The organism is Pontibacter harenae (assembly GCF_020907245.1).
Taxonomy (GTDB): domain Bacteria; phylum Bacteroidota; class Bacteroidia; order Cytophagales; family Hymenobacteraceae; genus Pontibacter; species Pontibacter harenae.
The window spans coordinates 1-17375 of the sequence record NZ_JAJJWH010000013.1 but is presented as its reverse complement, the minus strand read 5'-3'; the positions used below and the strand labels follow the sequence as shown (position 1 = coordinate 17375).

The window sequence follows — 17375 nt, the reverse complement described above, 5'->3', positions numbered from 1 at the left end:
CTCTAGTAGTTTGAAGTTTTTTGGGTAGTAAAAGTCTGTATTATATTTTATGATACGCCTCCAATCAGCAACCTCATTTGCTTCAAAAAAATTGACCAATACATTCAACCTCTCTTCCATACTTAGAACTTGTGCAACATGATACTAAAGGGTTATCATAAATTAAACTTTGTGACGGTGGTGAGTTTAAAAACCTAAACTTCTAAATTAATATATATTTTATTGAAAATACAATGTACGCATAGTAGAACTAGATGATGTGTAAACTTTTATTTTGTTATATATCTGATGAAAAAATTGATGCTGCATATTCTATTTCCGCAGTTCGCTGTTGCACTTTTAAGAATAGGGGGACTAGAGAGCGTGATTTTTTGTCTCTGCTCCTTAAGACTACAAGCGATTCGTTCATTCTAAAGGAAAATATCTTAATTTTGCCTTTTTAGTAAAAGTGTGCGTTTACAAACAAATTATTTGAGATCTGTTTATCGGCTATGCTTAAACCTGCTGGGTTTTGCAGTAATAATTTGCTGCTCGGCCTGTAATGCTGAAAAAGCAAAAGAGGAGCAGATGGTGGCGTTGCAGGAGGTGAAAGATAACCCTGAAGCACAGCTGGCTAATTTAAATGCTGCCATTGCCAAGTCTAAACGCGATGCGAGTTTGTTTACAAGGCGAGCGGTCATTTTATTTAAAAATAATGACCTCTCGAAAGCCTTAGAAGACATAAACGACGCTATTAGGTTAGCTAAAAGCGAGCCTTACAACTTGTTTGTGAAAGCGCAGATTTTGCGAGCTATGGGACGTTACGAGGAGGCATTGCCATTGGCACTGCAGGCAGAGCGTAATTCTTACCATAGTTCGTCTTTATATGTGCTCTTGGGAGAGCTTTACCTAAGGCGGCTTAATTATGCAGAGGCTCGTGAGTACATAGAGAAAGCACAGGAGCTATCGCCTTCGAATGAGTATGCTTTTTACTTTAAAGGGCGCATTATGGCTGCTGTAGGCGACACTGTCCGTGCTATAGATAATTTTCAGGCAGCACTTAAGCATAACTCGGAGCTGATGGAGCCTAAAAGAGAATTGGCTGGCATTTATGTGGGACAGTTTAATTTACAAGCAGCTCAGCCTTTCTTGAACAAGGCTTATAAACAAGCGCCTACAGATGCGAAACTTTTGCTCTATAAGGGAATTATGTATCAGCAAACGCAGAAAGCAGATAGTGCGCAGCTGTTTTTCAGGAAAGCTGTGGCGCAGAACGATACGCTAAAGGAGGCACATTACAAGCTTGGCATACTGCTCTATGCACAGGGCGATAATGCAGGAGCGGTGGAGCACCTGCAAAAAGTTGCCGATAGATACCGTGGAACAACAAAATACCATGTGACACTGGCAAGTAGTTACGAAAGAACTGGGCAATACTTAAATGCGTTACAAGAGTATCAACGTTTAATAAAGGTAGAACCAAACTATAGTTATGCTTACCAGGCTATTGCCAGAATAAAAGCTAAATTGCAAAGACCAAGTACTGACAGCACAGCCGTCAGAAATAGAACCATAGACAACAGACAACAAGAAGATATACATGATTAACATCACACTGCCAGATGGCTCTGTACGCGAATATGAACAAGGCGTAACAAGCTACGAGATTGCACAGAGCATAAGCGAAGGCTTAGCGCGTAATGTGCTTGCTGCCAAAGTTAACGACGTTGTTTGGGACCTTAGCAGGCCCATATACGAGGACGCAAAGGTTCAGCTGCTCACCTGGAATGATGATTTAGGCAAGAATGCCTTCTGGCACTCTTCAGCTCACTTGCTGGCAGAGGCACTGGAAGAACTGTATCCAGGAATCAAATTTGGTATAGGACCGCCTGTAGAAAACGGCTTTTACTATGATGTGGACCTGGGTGAACAGACTTTCTCGCAGGATGACTTTGCCAAGGTGGAGCAGAAAATGCTGGAGCTGGCCCGCAACAAAAGCGAGTTTAAGCGCAAAGAGGTTTCTAAAGCAGAGGCCATAGAGTACTTCACCCAAAAAGGCGATGAGTATAAACTGGATCTGATTAAGGACCTGGAAGATGGCACCATCACGTTTTATACGCAAGGTAACTTTGTGGATCTTTGCCGTGGCCCACACTTGCCGAACACAAGCTTCATAAAAGCGGCTAAACTGATGAACGTGGCTGGTGCTTACTGGCGCGGCGACGAGAGCAGAAAGCAGCTTACCCGTATTTACGGCGTCACCTTCCCGAAACAGAAAGAGTTGACAGAGTACCTGGAGCGCCTGGAGGAAGCTAAGAAGCGTGACCACCGTAAACTGGGCAAGGAGCTCGAGTTATTTGCTTTTTCTGAAAAAGTAGGTGCAGGCTTACCGTTGTGGTTGCCAAAAGGCACATTGCTGCGCGAGCGCCTGGAGCAGTTTATGCGCAAAGCACAGGTAAAGGCTGGTTATCAGCCAGTGGTAACGCCCCATATCGGTAGTAAAGAACTTTATGTTACTTCGGGGCACTATGCCAAGTACGGAGCTGATTCTTTTCAGCCGATCAAAACGCCGAACGAGGGAGAAGAGTTTTTCCTGAAGCCGATGAACTGCCCGCACCATTGTGAAATTTATAAGGTAAAACCACGCTCTTATAAAGAACTGCCAGTGCGCTTGGCTGAGTTCGGTACAGTTTACCGTTACGAGCAAAGCGGCGAGTTGCATGGTTTAACTCGGGTGCGCGGCTTTACACAAGACGATGCCCATATCTTCTGCCGTCCAGATCAGGTGAAAGAAGAGTTTACAAAAGTAATTGACCTGGTGCTCTATGTATTTAATGCCTTAGGCTTTGAAGATTATACTGCCCAAATTTCTTTGCGTGATCCTGAAAACAAGGAAAAGTATATTGGCGGGGACGAAGCTTGGGACAAAGCTGAAAGTGCCATTATAGAAGCAGCTGCAGAGAAAGGCCTCAGAACTGTAACCGAATTGGGTGAGGCTGCGTTTTACGGACCAAAGCTCGATTTTATGGTGCGTGATGCACTGGGCCGTAAATGGCAGCTGGGAACTATACAGGTAGATTACCAGTTACCAGAAAGGTTCCAGCTCGAATACATCGGTGCTGATAATCAAAAACATCGGCCAGTTATGATTCACAGGGCACCGTTCGGATCGTTAGAGCGCTTTGTGGCCGTACTAATCGAGCATTGCGGTGGTAACTTCCCGTTGTGGCTTAGCCCAGAGCAGTTTGCTATACTTCCAATTTCAGAAAAGTATCACGATTTTGCACAGGAAGTATACAATCGTCTGCAGGTAGAGGATATCAGAGGGTTTGTTGATACCCGTGATGAGAAGATTGGCCGCAAAATACGCGATGCAGAGGTTCGTAAAGTTCCGTTCATGCTCATAGTAGGAGAGAAGGAACAGGAGGCCGATTCTGTATCGGTAAGAAAGCATGGCGAAGGCGACCTAGGCACCATGACTGTAGGAGAATTTACAGGCATGTTTAAAGAACAGGTTGGCGCTTTGCTAAACAATTAAGAGAACATATTTTTTTCTTGATAGATTAATTGCGATATTCGCAACTTGAAATTGTATAACGAATTTAAGGAGGTACAACTATAGCTACGCAAAACAGGCGCTACATCCCACGCGGAAAGGTGGAAGAGCCATACAAAGTCAATGAGAAAATAACTGCCAGAGAAGTAAGGGTGGTTGGTGACAATGTAGAGCAGGGTGTCTACCAAACCAGGCAGGCCCAGCAAATGGCTAATGAGCAAAATCTTGACTTGGTTGAGATTTCGCCAACAGCCAACCCACCCGTATGCCGTATTATCGACTACTCGAAATTTAAGTACGAGCAGAAGAAAAAGACGCGGGAAATGAAGGCAAAAGCTCAGAAAGTGGTGATCAAAGAAATTCGGTTTGGTCCGAATACTGATGACCATGACTTTGAGTTTAAGCTGAAGCATGCGAAAGGGTTCCTGGAGAGTGGCTATAAGATTAAGTCTTATGTGCACTTTGTGGGTAGAAGCATTGTGTTTAAGGAACGTGGAGAAATCCTGTTGCTTAAATTTGCCCAAGCACTGGAAGACTTAGCAAAGGTAGAGCAACTGCCTAAGCTTGAAGGAAAAAGAATGTTTCTCATTCTGTCGCCTAAAGCTGCAGCTCCTGCTAAAAAATAATTTATTTCAAACAATTATATATCATGCCAAAAGTTAAAACTAAATCTGGTGCAAAGAAGCGTTTTTCTTTGACAGGAACTGGCAAAATTAAGCGTAAGCACGCTTTCAAAAGCCACATCCTGACTAAGAAGACCACTAAGCAGAAGCGTAACTTAACACACACTGGCCTTGTAAGCTCAGCTGACGAGTCTAATGTGAAGTTTATGCTAAAAATCTAATTCCTCGGAATTAGAAAGGTTAATTATCAGTACGAACCCAGTGCCTGGTTTTAAAGCAATTGAAGCACCAGTCGCTAAAACTTTAAAGAAATGCCTAGATCGGTAAACGTCGTTGCAGCACGACACAGAAGAAAAAAAGTAATGAAATTGGCCAAAGGTTACTTTGGCCGTCGCAAGAATGTTTGGACCGTTGCGAAAAACGCAGTTGAAAAAGGTTTAACGTATGCTTACCGCGACAGAAAAGCTAAGAAAAGAGATTTCCGTGCCCTTTGGATTCAGCGTATCAACGCTGGTGCTCGTGAGCATGGTTTGTCTTACTCAGCGCTAATGGGTGCCCTTAAAAAGGCTAACATCGACCTTAACCGCAAAGTACTTGCTGACCTGGCGATGAACCACCCAGAAGCTTTCAGAAGCATTGTTGAGAAAGTAAAGTAATTTACTTTTTATACTATAGGAGAAGGGCTTAGCATTTGCTAAGCCCTTTTTGTTTTTCTGGCTATAAAAGTGCCTTATGCTTTACCTGAGCAGCTTAGGCTGCAGAAGCTTTTGATTTACCTACAACTTTAATATTTCATAGGTTGTGTTTGCTTCTGATGATATTCCCGTATATAATCTTTCAGAAATGCCTCTACTTTGCTCTCCTCTAGATCCATCACATCTGCAAAGTTTTTGATAAAAGACTCATAGGTGTTCTCGCTCTTTTCTAGCTTCTTAATACCTTTCAAACCCTTTTTAGCATATACCATTTGGTAAACTACTGCGCCTGCTACATAGCGCGGATTCTGGTTAGTTGCGTACCTGAAGTTGTTCGTGTACATATCTTTAAAGCTCACCTCTGGGTGGTTTTTTGCAATGTCTTTCGATACTTCTAATAAACTTTGCTGGTACGGCGTATGCCCGTTCACTCCGCCGAAATAGGTGGCAATTCCTTCGCCAAGAAAGTAGTTCTTCACAGGATGATATAGTGCATGCACAAACTCGTGCAGGTTATCTTCTCTTCCGTGAGCTGAGAAGATGCGGTTATATTCTTTTCGGGTAAAGCCTGTGTTGTAAGCTAACCAATAGTCCATATTGAAGAGCCTTCCTAGCTCTTCTTCAGAAGACATCACATAAAAATCGAAGGGTTTGGCATTTTTTATTTGCAGTGTTGCAATAACAGAGTCAATAAACACATTCGCTTTTTTAGCAGTAGCAGGGTTAAACTCGAAAGAGGGTGGATAGTGGAACGTGACCCACTTTGTTTTATGCTGCTTCCATTTCTGGAGTTCATTAGACCAAGTGTTCTCCAACTTCCAATTTCCTGTTTTGTCCTTGGCTGCATAATACCTGAGTATGAATGGCGGGTTAATCTTATTGTTTTTCATCCATTGCTGCACCGCATCAGCCGATAACAATATTCTGGTTACATATTTTTCTCCGACAGGTTCTATACTAAGTATTGTTGGTTTAAAGAAGTTGAACAAGTGTTTAGCATTCATGTTGAAGAACAGGTAATAAGCAGCCTGATCGAAGTTGTCTTTATGCTGTTTAAAATAAAAGTCTTTTTCCTCTTCGTTCCAGTAAGGGTTGTTGTACAGGCTATCGGGTTTAGAGTTAAAGTAGTTGCTGATAAGCTGGTAAACTGCTTTTACTTCCTGCTGGGTGGTATCTACACGGGCTGTAAGATAAGGCTGAACTTGGCAAAAAGCAGGGAAGGTAAAGAGAAAGCTAAAAAGGAGGGGTAGAAATTTTTTAAAGCTTTTAGATTGCATAGGGTGGCGTCTGTCTGTTTTAAGCTTTACTTATTTTAGTAGAAGAAAAACTATGGTAGCAAAAAAAGGAAGCACACTTTTACAGCCTTCACGACAGTTTGCTGTATGCTTCCTTTTCTGCTTTAAGTTTAGATCAAGTGCTGATTAGCCATTATCAACAAGATCTCCATATTCTGGGTGGCGTTTTACATAAGCCGCCACTACAGGACAAGAAGGAATAATCTGATATCCTTTGTCTTTAGCGAAATCTAGTCCCGCTTTTACCAATTGGTCGGCCAAACCTTTACCACGTGCTTGTATAGGTACAAATGTGTGGTCAAAGTCCATTACCTTGTCATCAGGGTATGTATAGGTAAGTTCAGCTTCATCTCCCTCAACCTCACCATAAAACCGCAAATCGTCTTCGTCGTGTATAACATTCATGTTTTTTCTATTTTGATGTCCTAGTAGTACGTAGTTAAAAGCAGGGTGTTATAACATGGTTAAAGACACAAGGCGATGAGGCTTAGGTAGAAACTACAGACCTAAGCTTTACCAAAATACTTTTCTATGGCCACTGCTACGCCGTCCTCTATGCTCGGTAAAGTAATCTCGTCGGCAACAGCTTTCACTTCTTCACGAGCGTTGCCTACTGCTATACCTTTACCTACCGCCTGAAGCATATCTATGTCGTTATAATTGTCACCAAAGGCAACTACTTCAGACAGGCTGATGTTGCTAAAGCGGTGTTGGAGCAATAGCTCTAGCGCTGTGGCTTTGGAAATAGTTTTAGGGGCAATTTCCAGATAAGTAGACTTTGACCTGTAAATATGTAACTCATTGGCATAGCGAGCTGCCAAAGCCTCATACATTTCCTTTACCTGCTGCTCAGGCCCCATGCACATAACCTTGTGCGCACCAGAGTTAGCTGTGTGCCAGTCGCCAATGACAGACGTAAGCTCTTTTATGCTAGGTGCTACTTTCGTATTTCTGTGCTCGCGTTCTGTCCACTGGTCTTGTTGAGGAGCGTACCAATTGTCTTCTACATACAAGCTAATGTGAATCTCTGTGCCAGCTGCTAATTTTATGATAGTTTCACATACAGCAGCAGAAATTTGCACAGAATCAATGGCCACTGGAGTAGGGGAGTCGCCTTCGTAAAACAACACATAGCCACCGTTGAAACTGATCATGGGGTGGTGCAAAATACCAAGTTCCTGCTGTAAATGGCGCATGGCACTCGGCATACGGGAAGAAGCAAGTATGACAGGTATATCCTTATCTAAATTTTGGATAGTATTGATTGTTCTGGAGGATAACTCTCTTCGGCTATCAAGTAAAGTGCCGTCGATATCGGTGCAAATAGCACGAAAATTCATAGGTGTATGGTTGTTGGTGTATGTTCGTTTACTTTTAAAATAGTCTGCAATGTGCAGGTTCTAAATACTAAGTTACCAAGTTTAAGCAAGCGAACCGAATCAGTAGCGAAAATGTTAGGTACTGAGACTGGAGTGCCCCTTTTCTTTTCCTTTCCAGATTAAACCTATTTGGTTTCTTTAGTTTGATAATTATGTTAAACAAAATATATGTATTGCTTGAAAAGCATATGATAGTTCAGCAAATTTCGATTGGGATGTTGATAGTTTTGCTCATGCTGTTTTCGACAGCAGCGGGGCGACCTGTTGCAAGTATAGCACCCATTACGTTACAGGCTGAGAAGCTGGCTTTCACACCTAAGGAGTTTTACATCAAGCATGTGATAGATGAGCGTGCCGACCGTAAAGCAGTAGCTTATTTATTACCAATAGCACCAGTAAATATGGCACCTGCCGCTGCAGGGCAACCTGTAGACTTAGAGGGTGGGGGAGTTGTAGCTATCCGCAAATTTATAAAGCAAAGCCTTCCTGCCAATACCAAATTGAGACCTGTAACTATACGGCTCAAAGAATATAAAGTAACCGAAAAGCCTGGGGCAAAGAGTGGTCGAGTAAACGGGCATCTGACTGCTGTAATGTCTTTTGAAATGCAGCGGGATGGGGAAACAGTACACTTACTTGATTATAAAGGAGGAGCCCGCTATGACAGGCCAGCAAGCCAGCATAATGTTGTAGAGCCAACCTTGCGCCGTTCTTTGGCAGATGCGCTAAACTACCTGAATATCTGGATGAACCAGGAAGCTAACAAGAATGAAAAACTAGCCAGTGGCGTGAAGGTTTTTTTTAGTGACTATACTACAAATGAGGTGGGAGATACGGTTTTTTACAATACTGCCCGCCCTATCAAATGGACTGACTTTAGAGGCAAACAATCTAAACCAAGCAGCTATTCCGCCACTATTTTTCCAAGCTTTGCTTATGCAGGTGAAAGTAAGGTGATAGATGGCTATGTACATCTAAACCTACAGATGAAAGTATATATGTTGCAAAACTCTTCCTGGTCTAAGTCTGGTGATCAAGATGCGTATGGCCTTAACCACGAGCAACGTCATTTTGACCTGGTGAAATTAGTGGCAGAGCGTTACAAGCAAAAGATTGAAACCATGGATCTAACCGTGGCAGACTATAACAGTATGATTCAGTATGAGTTTCTGGAGTCTTTCAGAGAAATGAACCACTTGCAGGAGCAATACGATGGCGAAACGCGCCACGGTATTGATGCCGCCGCACAGCACCGATGGAATCAGCGGATAGAAGCTGAGCTAAAGAGCTTTGGGATCAAGTAAGATAATTGAGTAAGCCTTTAGGTCGTCGCTAGTGCTATGACCTAAAGGCTTCTTCTGATGTGGATAACTGTGAACAACTGCTAATTAGTGATTTTTGATTTCTGTTAGGGTAAAAAGTCGTGTGTCTTGTGTCGCGCTACGTGTGTCGCAAATTAGTTTAATTGTTCTGCCTTCGCCGCCTTCGCTCTTCACGTCGTTGCTTTCTGTTCTCGTTCCAGCCTTCAAAAATCTCTACTGCTTTGTCTGTTACACCATCTATAATTCGCTCAAAGAAGTCCTTCTTAGGAGGTTCTTCTCTAAAAGATGGACAGTCAAGTTTGTTCTGTAGATTGTTCGGAAGAGGAGGAAACTGGCTGTTTATGTAGCCAACATAGTCTTTATCTAAGGCAATGCTTCTGGTGTAATCGCCCCAAATAGGCAGTGCAGTATTACTACCTTGGCCAAGAGCTAAAGTACGGAAGCGAACTTTCGGGCTTTCTGCTCCAACCCATACACCTGTTACCAATTTGGAGGTTATACCTATAAACCAACCATCGGAATGGTTTTGCGTTGTGCCAGTTTTGCCCGCTATATCCATTTTCAAGCCAAACTCTGAACGTAACCTGGCGGCACTGCCCTCTTCTACCACACCCTGCATCAGGTGCAGCATAATGGCCGCGTTATCATCAGAAAGTACACGCCTTCCTTCATGCACAGTTCTGTGTTGGAGGAGCACCCTGCCAGTTTGGTCAGCTATTTTAGTTATATATACAGGTGTTACTTGGCGGCCTTCATTTGCGAAAGTAGCATAAGCACTCACCATTTCGTAGAGCGATAAGCTGGCCGTTCCAAGAGCTAAAGAAGGCACTGCTGGCAAGTCACTTTCAATACCCATGCGTTGTGCCAGCGAAACAGTACGATCTATGCCCGTTTGCATCAGCACCTGGGCAGAAATGGTATTGACAGAGTGTGCCAAAGCACCCCGCATGGTGTACTCGCCGCCATACTGGCCGTTCGAGTTGCGTGGCGTCCAACCGTCATAAGCTTCGTATGTTACCTGTTGGTTCGGAAAATAGGTGCAGGGGGCAATGCCCTTCTCCAACGCAGCCGCATATACAATAGGTTTAAAGGTGGAGCCAACCTGCCTGTTAGACCGCACATGATCGTACTTAAAAAACGTGTGGTTAATACCTCCAACCCAAGCCTTTACATAGCCCGTAGAAGGGTCCATGGATAATAAACCTGTATTTAAGTAGCGTCGGTAGTAAGCCAACGAATCCATAGGGCTCATGTTTTTTACGCTGTTGCCGCTCCAGCTGAAAACATTCATCGGTCTAGTTTTCTTAAACTCCGTCACTATCTCACCTTCCGACATACCTGCCTCTTTCAGCTTTATATACCTGGCGGAGCGGCGCATTGCATCCTGAATCACCGAGGCGTCGTTACCCCAGGGGGCGCTATTTTTCCAGTGTGCATCAAATTGTTTCTGTAAGCGAGACATTCTGCGACGTACAGCTCTTTCAGCATGCTCCTGCATGCCAGCATCTATGGTTGTGTAAATAATGAGGCCGTCGGTGTATAAATTGTAAGGCTCTCCGTTACGCTTTTTTTGGCGGGCAGCCCAAGCCATCAGTTCCTGGCGCAGCTGTTCTCTAAAATAGGGAGCAAGGCCGTCGTTGTGAGTGGTGTAATTATAGTTTAGTTTTAGAGGAAGTTGCTTTAGCGAGTCGGCTTCGGCAGCGGTAAGGTAACCGTACTTTGCCATTTGGCCTAGCACCACGTTGCGGCGCTGTCGGGAGCGTTCCAGGTTCAGGCGTGGGTTATAGGTGGTCGTGGCTTTCAGCATGCCTATCAGAACGGCTGCTTCCTCAGTTTTAAGTGAATCTGGTGAGGTGTTAAAAAAGCGTCTCGATGATCGCTGTATGCCATACAAGTTGCCACCCATAGGTACCGTATTTAGGTAAAGTTCCAGTATCTCCTCTTTCGTGAATATACCCTCCAGGCGCCTCGCTATGATCATTTCGCGCAGTTTGTTCACGGGCATATCCCAGATCCAGTAGTCTCTGCGCGGGTACAGGTTTTTTGCAATTTGCTGGCTCAGGGTACTGCCGCCTCCAGATGATTCGTTTTGGAGCAGGAGTGTCTTGACCAACACACGCGCAAGGCTTCTGTAATCTATACCACCGTGATCATAAAAGCGTACATCTTCTGTAGCTACCAAAGCGTGTATGGCAGCTGGCGCTATGTCTTCATAGTCTACGTTGGTGCGGTCCTGCAGGTAATATCTGCCCAGCAACACACTATCAGCTGAGTATACCTCAGAAGCAGTATTATTTTGCTTTGACTCTAGCTCTGCACGGGATGGCATGTGCCCGAAAGCACCCATAAAAACGGCTGTATAAAAAAGAAAGAAAAGCAGTAGCAGAAACAAACCTACCTTTAAGATACCTTTGAACAGAAACAGGTAATCGCCAGAAGTGGGTTTACGCCAGTTAAAGTGCTTTAGCCTTTGCCATTTATCTTTCCAATAGCCTGAGGTGAATTTTGGCTTCTGGCTTTGGAAGAAGGCTGATAATTCGCTCTTTAAGAATTTAAGAACAGGTTGAAGAATGCCATAGTAAATAGACCTCAAAAATTTTAAAAGCACACTCCCCATTTATACTTCCTGATACTAATTAATTAAAAGACTTAAATGCTCCTGCTACGATTGCTACCTTACCCAATTTAGGCGCAGATAGTTACACAGATTGCTGCTACAAAGTTACTGTAAAGCTATTGTTACGCTTCATTTATTGTGCCAAAAGAAGTATATATTAAAAAGCGAAAAGCCTCTGGCTTTTCGGCGCAGAGGCTTTTCACAAGGCATGTTGTGATCTTACCTATATTATCAATTTTATTTGTGCTGCTTTAAGCAGAATTTCGCTCAGCATTGATGATACCAAAAGAGCAGCGCATTACAATCTTTTCGTAGGTACTCTTATAAGCTGTCTCTTTACCATCTTCTTCCATTTCCCTAATCTTTGTAAGGGCATACTGCTGAATAGTAAGTAGCGGCAACTCAATTCGCTGGCGCATTTGTATTGACAGCTGATTAATAGGCTTTTCGTCCATCAGTTGGCTGGCACCAGTCAGGCGCAGCACATATTCTTTTGTCCGCTCATACTCTTCGTAAATCATGTTCCAAAGCTCACCGTAGTTCGGGTGTTTAGCCAGGAAGGCTGTTAACGGGAAGAAGCACTTGGTCATGGCCATCTCGCAATTGTCTATCAGTGTTTTAAAGAACAGCGAGTTGCGGTAAAGTTGCAGTACAGACTCCCAGTTTCCAGCTTCATCCATTTTCTGTAGCGCAATGCCTACACCGTAGTAACCAGGCAGGTTTTGCTTCAGTTGGCTCCAAGAGCCTACATACGGCACTGCCCGCAAGTCATTCAGGTTCAGTTTACCAGGTTTACGCTTCGATGGTCTGCTGCCGATGTTGGCTTCACCGTAGTAACGCAACGGGCTGGCATAGTTGAGGTACTCCAAAAAGTTCGGGTTGTTCTTTAACTTATTGTAAGCTTCGTAACTTTCGTTCGAAAGGTTTAACAATACTTCTTCTTCCTCAGCTGTCAGAGTCGTTCTGTCCGAGTTGGATAGCGCATTGCTGATGCCAGCATGCATCAACTGCTCAATGTTAAACTGTGCCGAATCAGTTGTTCCGAAGTTAGAACTGATCGTTTGGCCCTGTATCGTGAGCTGAATTTCTTTGTTGGAAATGTTATTGCCCATTGAAGCGTAGAACTGGTGCGTTCTTCCACCTCCTCTGGCAGGAGGACCGCCACGTCCGTCGAAGAAAATCACTTGCACGTCGTATTGCTTCGAAATGCTGGTCAATTCTTCTTTCGCTTTATAGATGCTCCAGTTGGCCATCAGGTAGCCACCATCTTTTGTACCGTCAGAGAAGCCCAGCATAATGGTTTGAATGTTGTTCCTGTTCTTGAGGTGCTTGGCATAAGTTTCATTCTCATACAGCTCCTTCATCACACCACCTGCATGCTTCAAGTCGTCAATCGTCTCGAAAAGCGGCACTATGTCAACCGATCTTTCTTCACGACCCCAGCCGCTGAGTGTTAAAAGGCCATAAACTTCCATTACATCCAAGGCACTGGTGCTGTGGCTGATGATGTAGCGATGGCATCCTTCAGGTCCGTTAAGCTCCTGTATTGTTTTTATAGCAGCCATAGACTCCAACGTATCCTGGAACAGCTCATTTTCCAGGTTTGCAGGATCTACGGTAGTGTCTAAAGACACCAGCGTGGCAATCTTATCTTCAGCTGATAACTCTTTGTAATTAGAAGGCAGCACATCTGTTGTTTCCGCTAAGGTTTCCAATAGCTCGATGTGTACAGAACTATCTTGTCTTATATCCAGCGAAGCAAAGTAAAGGCCGAAGAGTTCTACCTTGCGCATCAGGTTGTCAACAAGGTCCAAGAACAGGCTGTTGTGCCTCTCAATAAGAGTAGCCCTGATCTGATGCAGGGTGTCCAGAATCTCATCTTTCGAGATATCGAGCTGGTGACCAGGCAGGAAGATGTTGTTGTAAAGCTTTTCTTCCAGTTCCGCGATTATGTTGGCAACACCCCGGAAGGTAAGCCTGCGCTTCAATCTGCGAACATCAAGATAATACGATTTAAGGATTCCGCCGCGGAGCGCATCGGCTACTTTTAAAGTAGTTTCTGTTCTCACAAAAGGATTACCGTCTCTGTCGCCGCCTGGCCAGAAGCCCAAGCGAATAAGGGAGTTTGTATCGCTTATAAGGTTAGGAAACTGGTTTTTTAGGTTAGACATGATCAGCCCAGCCGACTTGTAAAACACATTTTCCAGGTACCAGATTAGGTTCACTGCCTCATCGTAAGGCGTAGGCTTCTGGTTTTTGAAGAAAGGGGTTTTTCCAAGCTGTTGCAAATAGCTGTTTATCTGAGCAGTGTTGTCATTCATCAGCGCCTTCGACAGGTCGTTGATAATACCCAGTACTTCGCTTGGATAAAACTGTGTAGGGTGCGCCGTCAGCACCAGCCGTACAGCAAAATCTTTTAGTTTTTCGGACAGTTTATTCTGAGATTGAGGCTGTACCATTTCCGACTGTAAGTGGCGGAGGGTGCCTACGCCTTGCAGGTCGTTTATGTCGCGATAGGCAGCATCTTCCAGGGCATCGAAAAGTACCACCTGGCGCTCCGTATACTGGATAAACCTGAAAAGAAGGTCAATTTGCTCCTGCTCATCTTCAAAAGAAGTGTACTGTTTAACAAAGCTGTTAATAATTTCTGTTGGGCTTTGTTGTTTGCTGAAACCTTCTTCACAATGCAGCAGGAAAAACGAGAGCAGTACACCAGTTCTTTCAACCCTATGAAAGGGCAGCGCTGTAAAAAGGCTGTTATATATCTGAAATTTTAAGCCGACTTGCTTGTTGTATATCTGAACTGTGCTATTGGTAGAATTATTCATTTATGATGCTTTTTTTACAAAAATAGTGTTTTACTGGGTCTTTTGTGTTAAAAAGATTATAAAATAACTAAATCAGTTATGCTTTTATCAAATTATGGTTGTGAAAGAACTACGCTGTACGTGATTTAGCAAAAAGGAAAGTAGCAGAATCAATTAAATTTAGTCGAAGCTGTTAACCATGTTACTATGTAACGACTTTGCACTCCAGTAGCCGCTGGCTATTATACGCCTGATGCTGTAAAGAGGGTCTTGCTCATCGTATTTTCCTGCCAGCTGGAAAGCTGCCACCATGCCTCTGCTTTTTAGTTCAGGTATAGCTTCGGCGTTCCAGAGCCCAAAAGGATAGGCAAAGTATTTTATTTCCTTACCTGTTATTTCGGCTAGTTGCCTGCTTGGTTTTTCAACTTGCGTTACCCAATCGTTTCCTTTGTATTTCTTTACGTTATGATGGTCCCATGTGTGCGAGCCAATCTCATGGCCCGCATCAGCTAATTCCTTTACCTGTGCCTTGCTCATGTACCTGGGCCTGCCTAACGAGACTGTCATCACAAAAAAGACACCTTTAAAACCATACTTTTCCAGTTCGGGAGCAGCCACAGTAAATTGGTCGAGGTTGGTATCGTCGAAGGTGAGCATGATAGGTTTAGATGGCAGTGGAGTGCCATAGTTCAGGTAAGCCAGCAACTGGTCTGGCAAAATAGTTTGGTAACCGCTATCGGCCAGCATTTTTATTTGCTCCTTAAATCTATCTTCAGGAACAATGTAGGCTTTGGCACTCTTAGAGTCGTTGGCACGCCAGTCGCGTATCTGGTGGTAGCACAGGATTGGCACCTGTTTGCGTGTCAAAATAGTGGCAGCATCGGCAGGCACAACAGGTGTAGCAACTTTTGTAGTAGCTGTATCTTCTGCCACAGGTGTATTGGCAGCACTTTCTGGGGCTAGAACATTTGGTGTAAGAACTGTATTTTCTACTTCAGGAGTTGAACAGGATAAAAACAAAAAAACAGCAGTGGCTAAGAATGAAGTACTTAGGAGCGAATTGGCATTTCTAAAGGCCATGGGTAAGTGAAAAAAAGATATTTTATAGTTTAGGTTTAGCTAAATATAAGCAGAAATAACCAGAAAGGTTGGCTCCAGATTTGTTTTCATGTGCTGCTGTAGGGCAGTAAAGCAGCCTTTGTTTCAGAATCAGTGCAAAATTTTGAGGCGGCTATAGTTGCCATGCAACCATCTTTGCGCCAAATGGGTCATGTTACTGAAACGTCACAATTAATGCGCTTATAAGATTGGTTTATGAGTCTACAACAGAAAGGAAAAGCTACTATGAAAAAGTTAAAGTATAAAAATGCTTGGGTAGGATTGGTGGGGGCTATGTTTATGCTTTTGTCCGCTTGCCAAACAGATGAAGCTGTGCCTGATAACACACCTAAAACAAGAGAGTTGACAGTACAGGAGCAAAAGACAATCGGTAGCTCAAACTCTTTTGCTTTTCAGGCTTTTGCAAAGCTGAGTGAGGGGCAGGATCAGAATGTGTTTATCTCGCCGCTTAGTATTAGCATGGCGCTCGGTATGGCTTATAATGGAGCTGGTTCAACCACGAAAGAAGCCATGCGGCAGACGCTGGGATTTGACCTGCCGACAGATGAAGAAATAAATCAATCTTTTAAATCATTGTCAGGTCTTTTACAAGGGATAGATAAAGAAGTGACGTTTTCAGCTGCTAATTCTAGCTGGTACAACAATAGGTTTGAGTTGCAGGCACCTTTTGTAGAGAAAAACGAAACTTACTTTGACGCTACGGTGCAAGGGCTGGATTTTTCTTCACCAGCCGCAAAAACTGAGATCAATAATTGGGTAGCCAACAAAACAAACGGTAAAATAAAAACTATTGTAGACCAGGTTAGGCCAGAGCATGCTCTTTTTCTAATGAATGCCATTTACTTTAAGGGCGCCTGGACCTATCAGTTTGATAAAACCCTGACACAGCCTGCACAATTTCACTTGGCAAATGGCAGTACTGTTAACCACCCTTTCATGACACTTAAAAAAGGAAAGTATCTTTTGCATCAGGACACAGATAAAACTCTAATTGACTTGCCTTATGGCAATCGTCAGTTTAGTATGATGATCGTGATGCCCAACGATCCAAGTGAATTAGATAACCTGGTGCAGGAGCTAAATCCACAAAATCTTGATACTTGGCTAACTGCTGCCGATTCTGCAAGTTTAGAGCTACACTTGCCAAAATTTACGATGGCCTATGAAAAGGAGTTAAATGAAATGCTGAAGGAGTTAGGAATGGGTATCGCTTTTAGCCCACAAGCAGACTTTAGCCACATGGTAGAAGGGGAAGCAGCACTTGCTATATCCAAAGTAAAACACAAAGCTTTTGTAGAAGTGAATGAGGAAGGAACAGAAGCAGCAGCGGCTACCTCCGTAGGCATTGTAGTGACCTCTCTTCCGCCTTCTGTTTGGGTAAACAGGCCTTTCGTATTCATGATAAGAGAAAAGTCATCGAACGCCATTCTGTTTATTGGAAAGCTGATGCAGCCAGAATAACTATGTTACAAACCACACTTTAATGTACTTACAGCCGATGGTATACCTGCTCCATCGGTTTTTTTTATATTAAGCCTGTTCATTTCAACAGCGGATTTGCCCGCTTGACTCTTTTTTCTAATATTAAAAGTTCTTCCCTTCCCGACTTTTGCACCATGGAAAAGCAAACGGATAACAAGTGCTGAGCTCCTCCCATTTTTAGGACTGGTCTAAAGTAGAGAAAACGGGTTCTACTATGTTACATTCCACCCACTCTTCCGGCGTCTTGTCGCCCAATGAGCTATGGGGCCGGAAGTGGTTATACTCTTGCCGCCAGGCCTCGATTTTCTCCTGGGCATCCTCCAATGACAGGAACCAGTTCACGTTCAGGCACTCATCCCAGAAGCTACCGTTGAATGACTCGATAAAGGCGTTATCCGTGGGTTTTCCAGGCCTGGAGAAGTCCAGCGTCACCTTGTTGTCATAGGCCCACCTATCCAGGGCCTTAGAGATAAACTCACTGCCGTTGTCCACCTGTATACG

14 protein-coding genes are annotated in these 17375 nt (G+C 43.7%); 7 read left to right on the top strand and 7 right to left on the bottom strand.

Annotated elements, in window-relative coordinates; translation table 11 throughout:
- Positions 1–471 precede the first annotated feature (471 nt).
- The 5 genes from LN893_RS08830 (at position 472) to rplT (ending at position 4814) form a co-directional block, all read left to right on the top strand.
- Positions 472–1587, top strand: coding sequence for a tetratricopeptide repeat protein (locus LN893_RS08830; protein WP_229969451.1), 1116 nt, complete (start codon positions 472–474; stop codon positions 1585–1587).
- Entirely contained in the window at positions 1580–3517 is a 1938-nt protein-coding gene (gene thrS / locus LN893_RS08825) for a threonine--tRNA ligase (RefSeq protein WP_229969450.1), read from the top strand. The genes LN893_RS08830 and thrS overlap by 8 nt, the downstream gene beginning before the upstream one ends.
- 119 nt (positions 3518–3636) lie before the next feature.
- Positions 3637–4161 carry a translation initiation factor IF-3 gene (gene infC / locus LN893_RS08820; RefSeq protein WP_229969449.1) on the top strand — a complete coding sequence of 175 codons (525 nt, stop codon included), beginning with the start codon at positions 3637–3639 and terminating at the stop codon, positions 4159–4161.
- 23 nt (positions 4162–4184) lie between these two features.
- Positions 4185–4379 (top strand): 50S ribosomal protein L35, encoded by a 195-nt coding sequence (rpmI, locus tag LN893_RS08815; protein ID WP_229969448.1) that lies wholly within the window; start codon positions 4185–4187, stop codon positions 4377–4379.
- Between the two features lie 90 nt (positions 4380–4469).
- Positions 4470–4814, top strand: coding sequence for a 50S ribosomal protein L20 (gene rplT / locus LN893_RS08810; RefSeq protein WP_229969447.1), 345 nt, complete (start codon positions 4470–4472; stop codon positions 4812–4814).
- Between the two features lie 128 nt (positions 4815–4942).
- Here rplT and LN893_RS08805 read toward each other — a convergent pair whose 3' ends face one another.
- From LN893_RS08805 to LN893_RS08795, 3 genes are all read right to left on the bottom strand, one after another.
- On the bottom strand, positions 4943–6130 hold the full coding sequence (locus LN893_RS08805) for a hypothetical protein (RefSeq protein ID WP_229969446.1): 1188 nt from the start codon (positions 6128–6130) through the stop codon (positions 4943–4945).
- A 144-nt stretch (positions 6131–6274) separates the two neighbouring features.
- On the bottom strand, positions 6275–6553 hold the full coding sequence (locus LN893_RS08800; protein ID WP_229969445.1) for a GNAT family N-acetyltransferase: 279 nt from the start codon (positions 6551–6553) through the stop codon (positions 6275–6277).
- Positions 6554–6654: 101 nt separating this feature from the next.
- Entirely contained in the window at positions 6655–7488 is an 834-nt protein-coding gene (locus LN893_RS08795; protein ID WP_229969444.1) for a Cof-type HAD-IIB family hydrolase, read from the bottom strand.
- A 227-nt stretch (positions 7489–7715) separates the two neighbouring features.
- On the opposite strand from LN893_RS08795, the gene LN893_RS08790 reads away from it, so the two are divergent.
- Entirely contained in the window at positions 7716–8831 is a 1116-nt protein-coding gene (locus LN893_RS08790; RefSeq protein ID WP_229969443.1) for a hypothetical protein, read from the top strand.
- A 157-nt stretch (positions 8832–8988) separates the two neighbouring features.
- Here the strand turns inward: LN893_RS08790 and LN893_RS08785 are convergent, their stop codons facing one another.
- The 3 genes from LN893_RS08785 to LN893_RS08775 form a co-directional block, all read right to left on the bottom strand.
- Positions 8989–11442 (bottom strand): penicillin-binding protein 1A, encoded by a 2454-nt coding sequence (locus LN893_RS08785; protein WP_229969442.1) that lies wholly within the window; start codon positions 11440–11442, stop codon positions 8989–8991.
- Between the two features lie 275 nt (positions 11443–11717).
- Positions 11718–14294 (bottom strand): phosphoenolpyruvate carboxylase, encoded by a 2577-nt coding sequence (locus tag LN893_RS08780; RefSeq protein WP_229969441.1) that lies wholly within the window; start codon positions 14292–14294, stop codon positions 11718–11720.
- A gap of 159 nt (positions 14295–14453) precedes the next feature.
- On the bottom strand, positions 14454–15353 hold the full coding sequence (locus LN893_RS08775; RefSeq protein WP_229969440.1) for a polysaccharide deacetylase family protein: 900 nt from the start codon (positions 15351–15353) through the stop codon (positions 14454–14456).
- Positions 15354–15617: 264 nt separating this feature from the next.
- Between LN893_RS08775 and LN893_RS08770 the strand changes: the two genes are divergently transcribed.
- A complete protein-coding gene (locus LN893_RS08770) occupies positions 15618–16853 on the top strand; it encodes a serpin family protein (RefSeq protein ID WP_229969439.1) in 1236 nt (411 codons plus the stop codon).
- 198 nt (positions 16854–17051) lie between these two features.
- Here the strand turns inward: LN893_RS08770 and LN893_RS08765 are convergent.
- Positions 17052–17375, bottom strand: a 324-nt coding sequence (locus tag LN893_RS08765; protein WP_229969438.1) for an integrase core domain-containing protein, incomplete at its 5' end; no start/stop codon positions are given.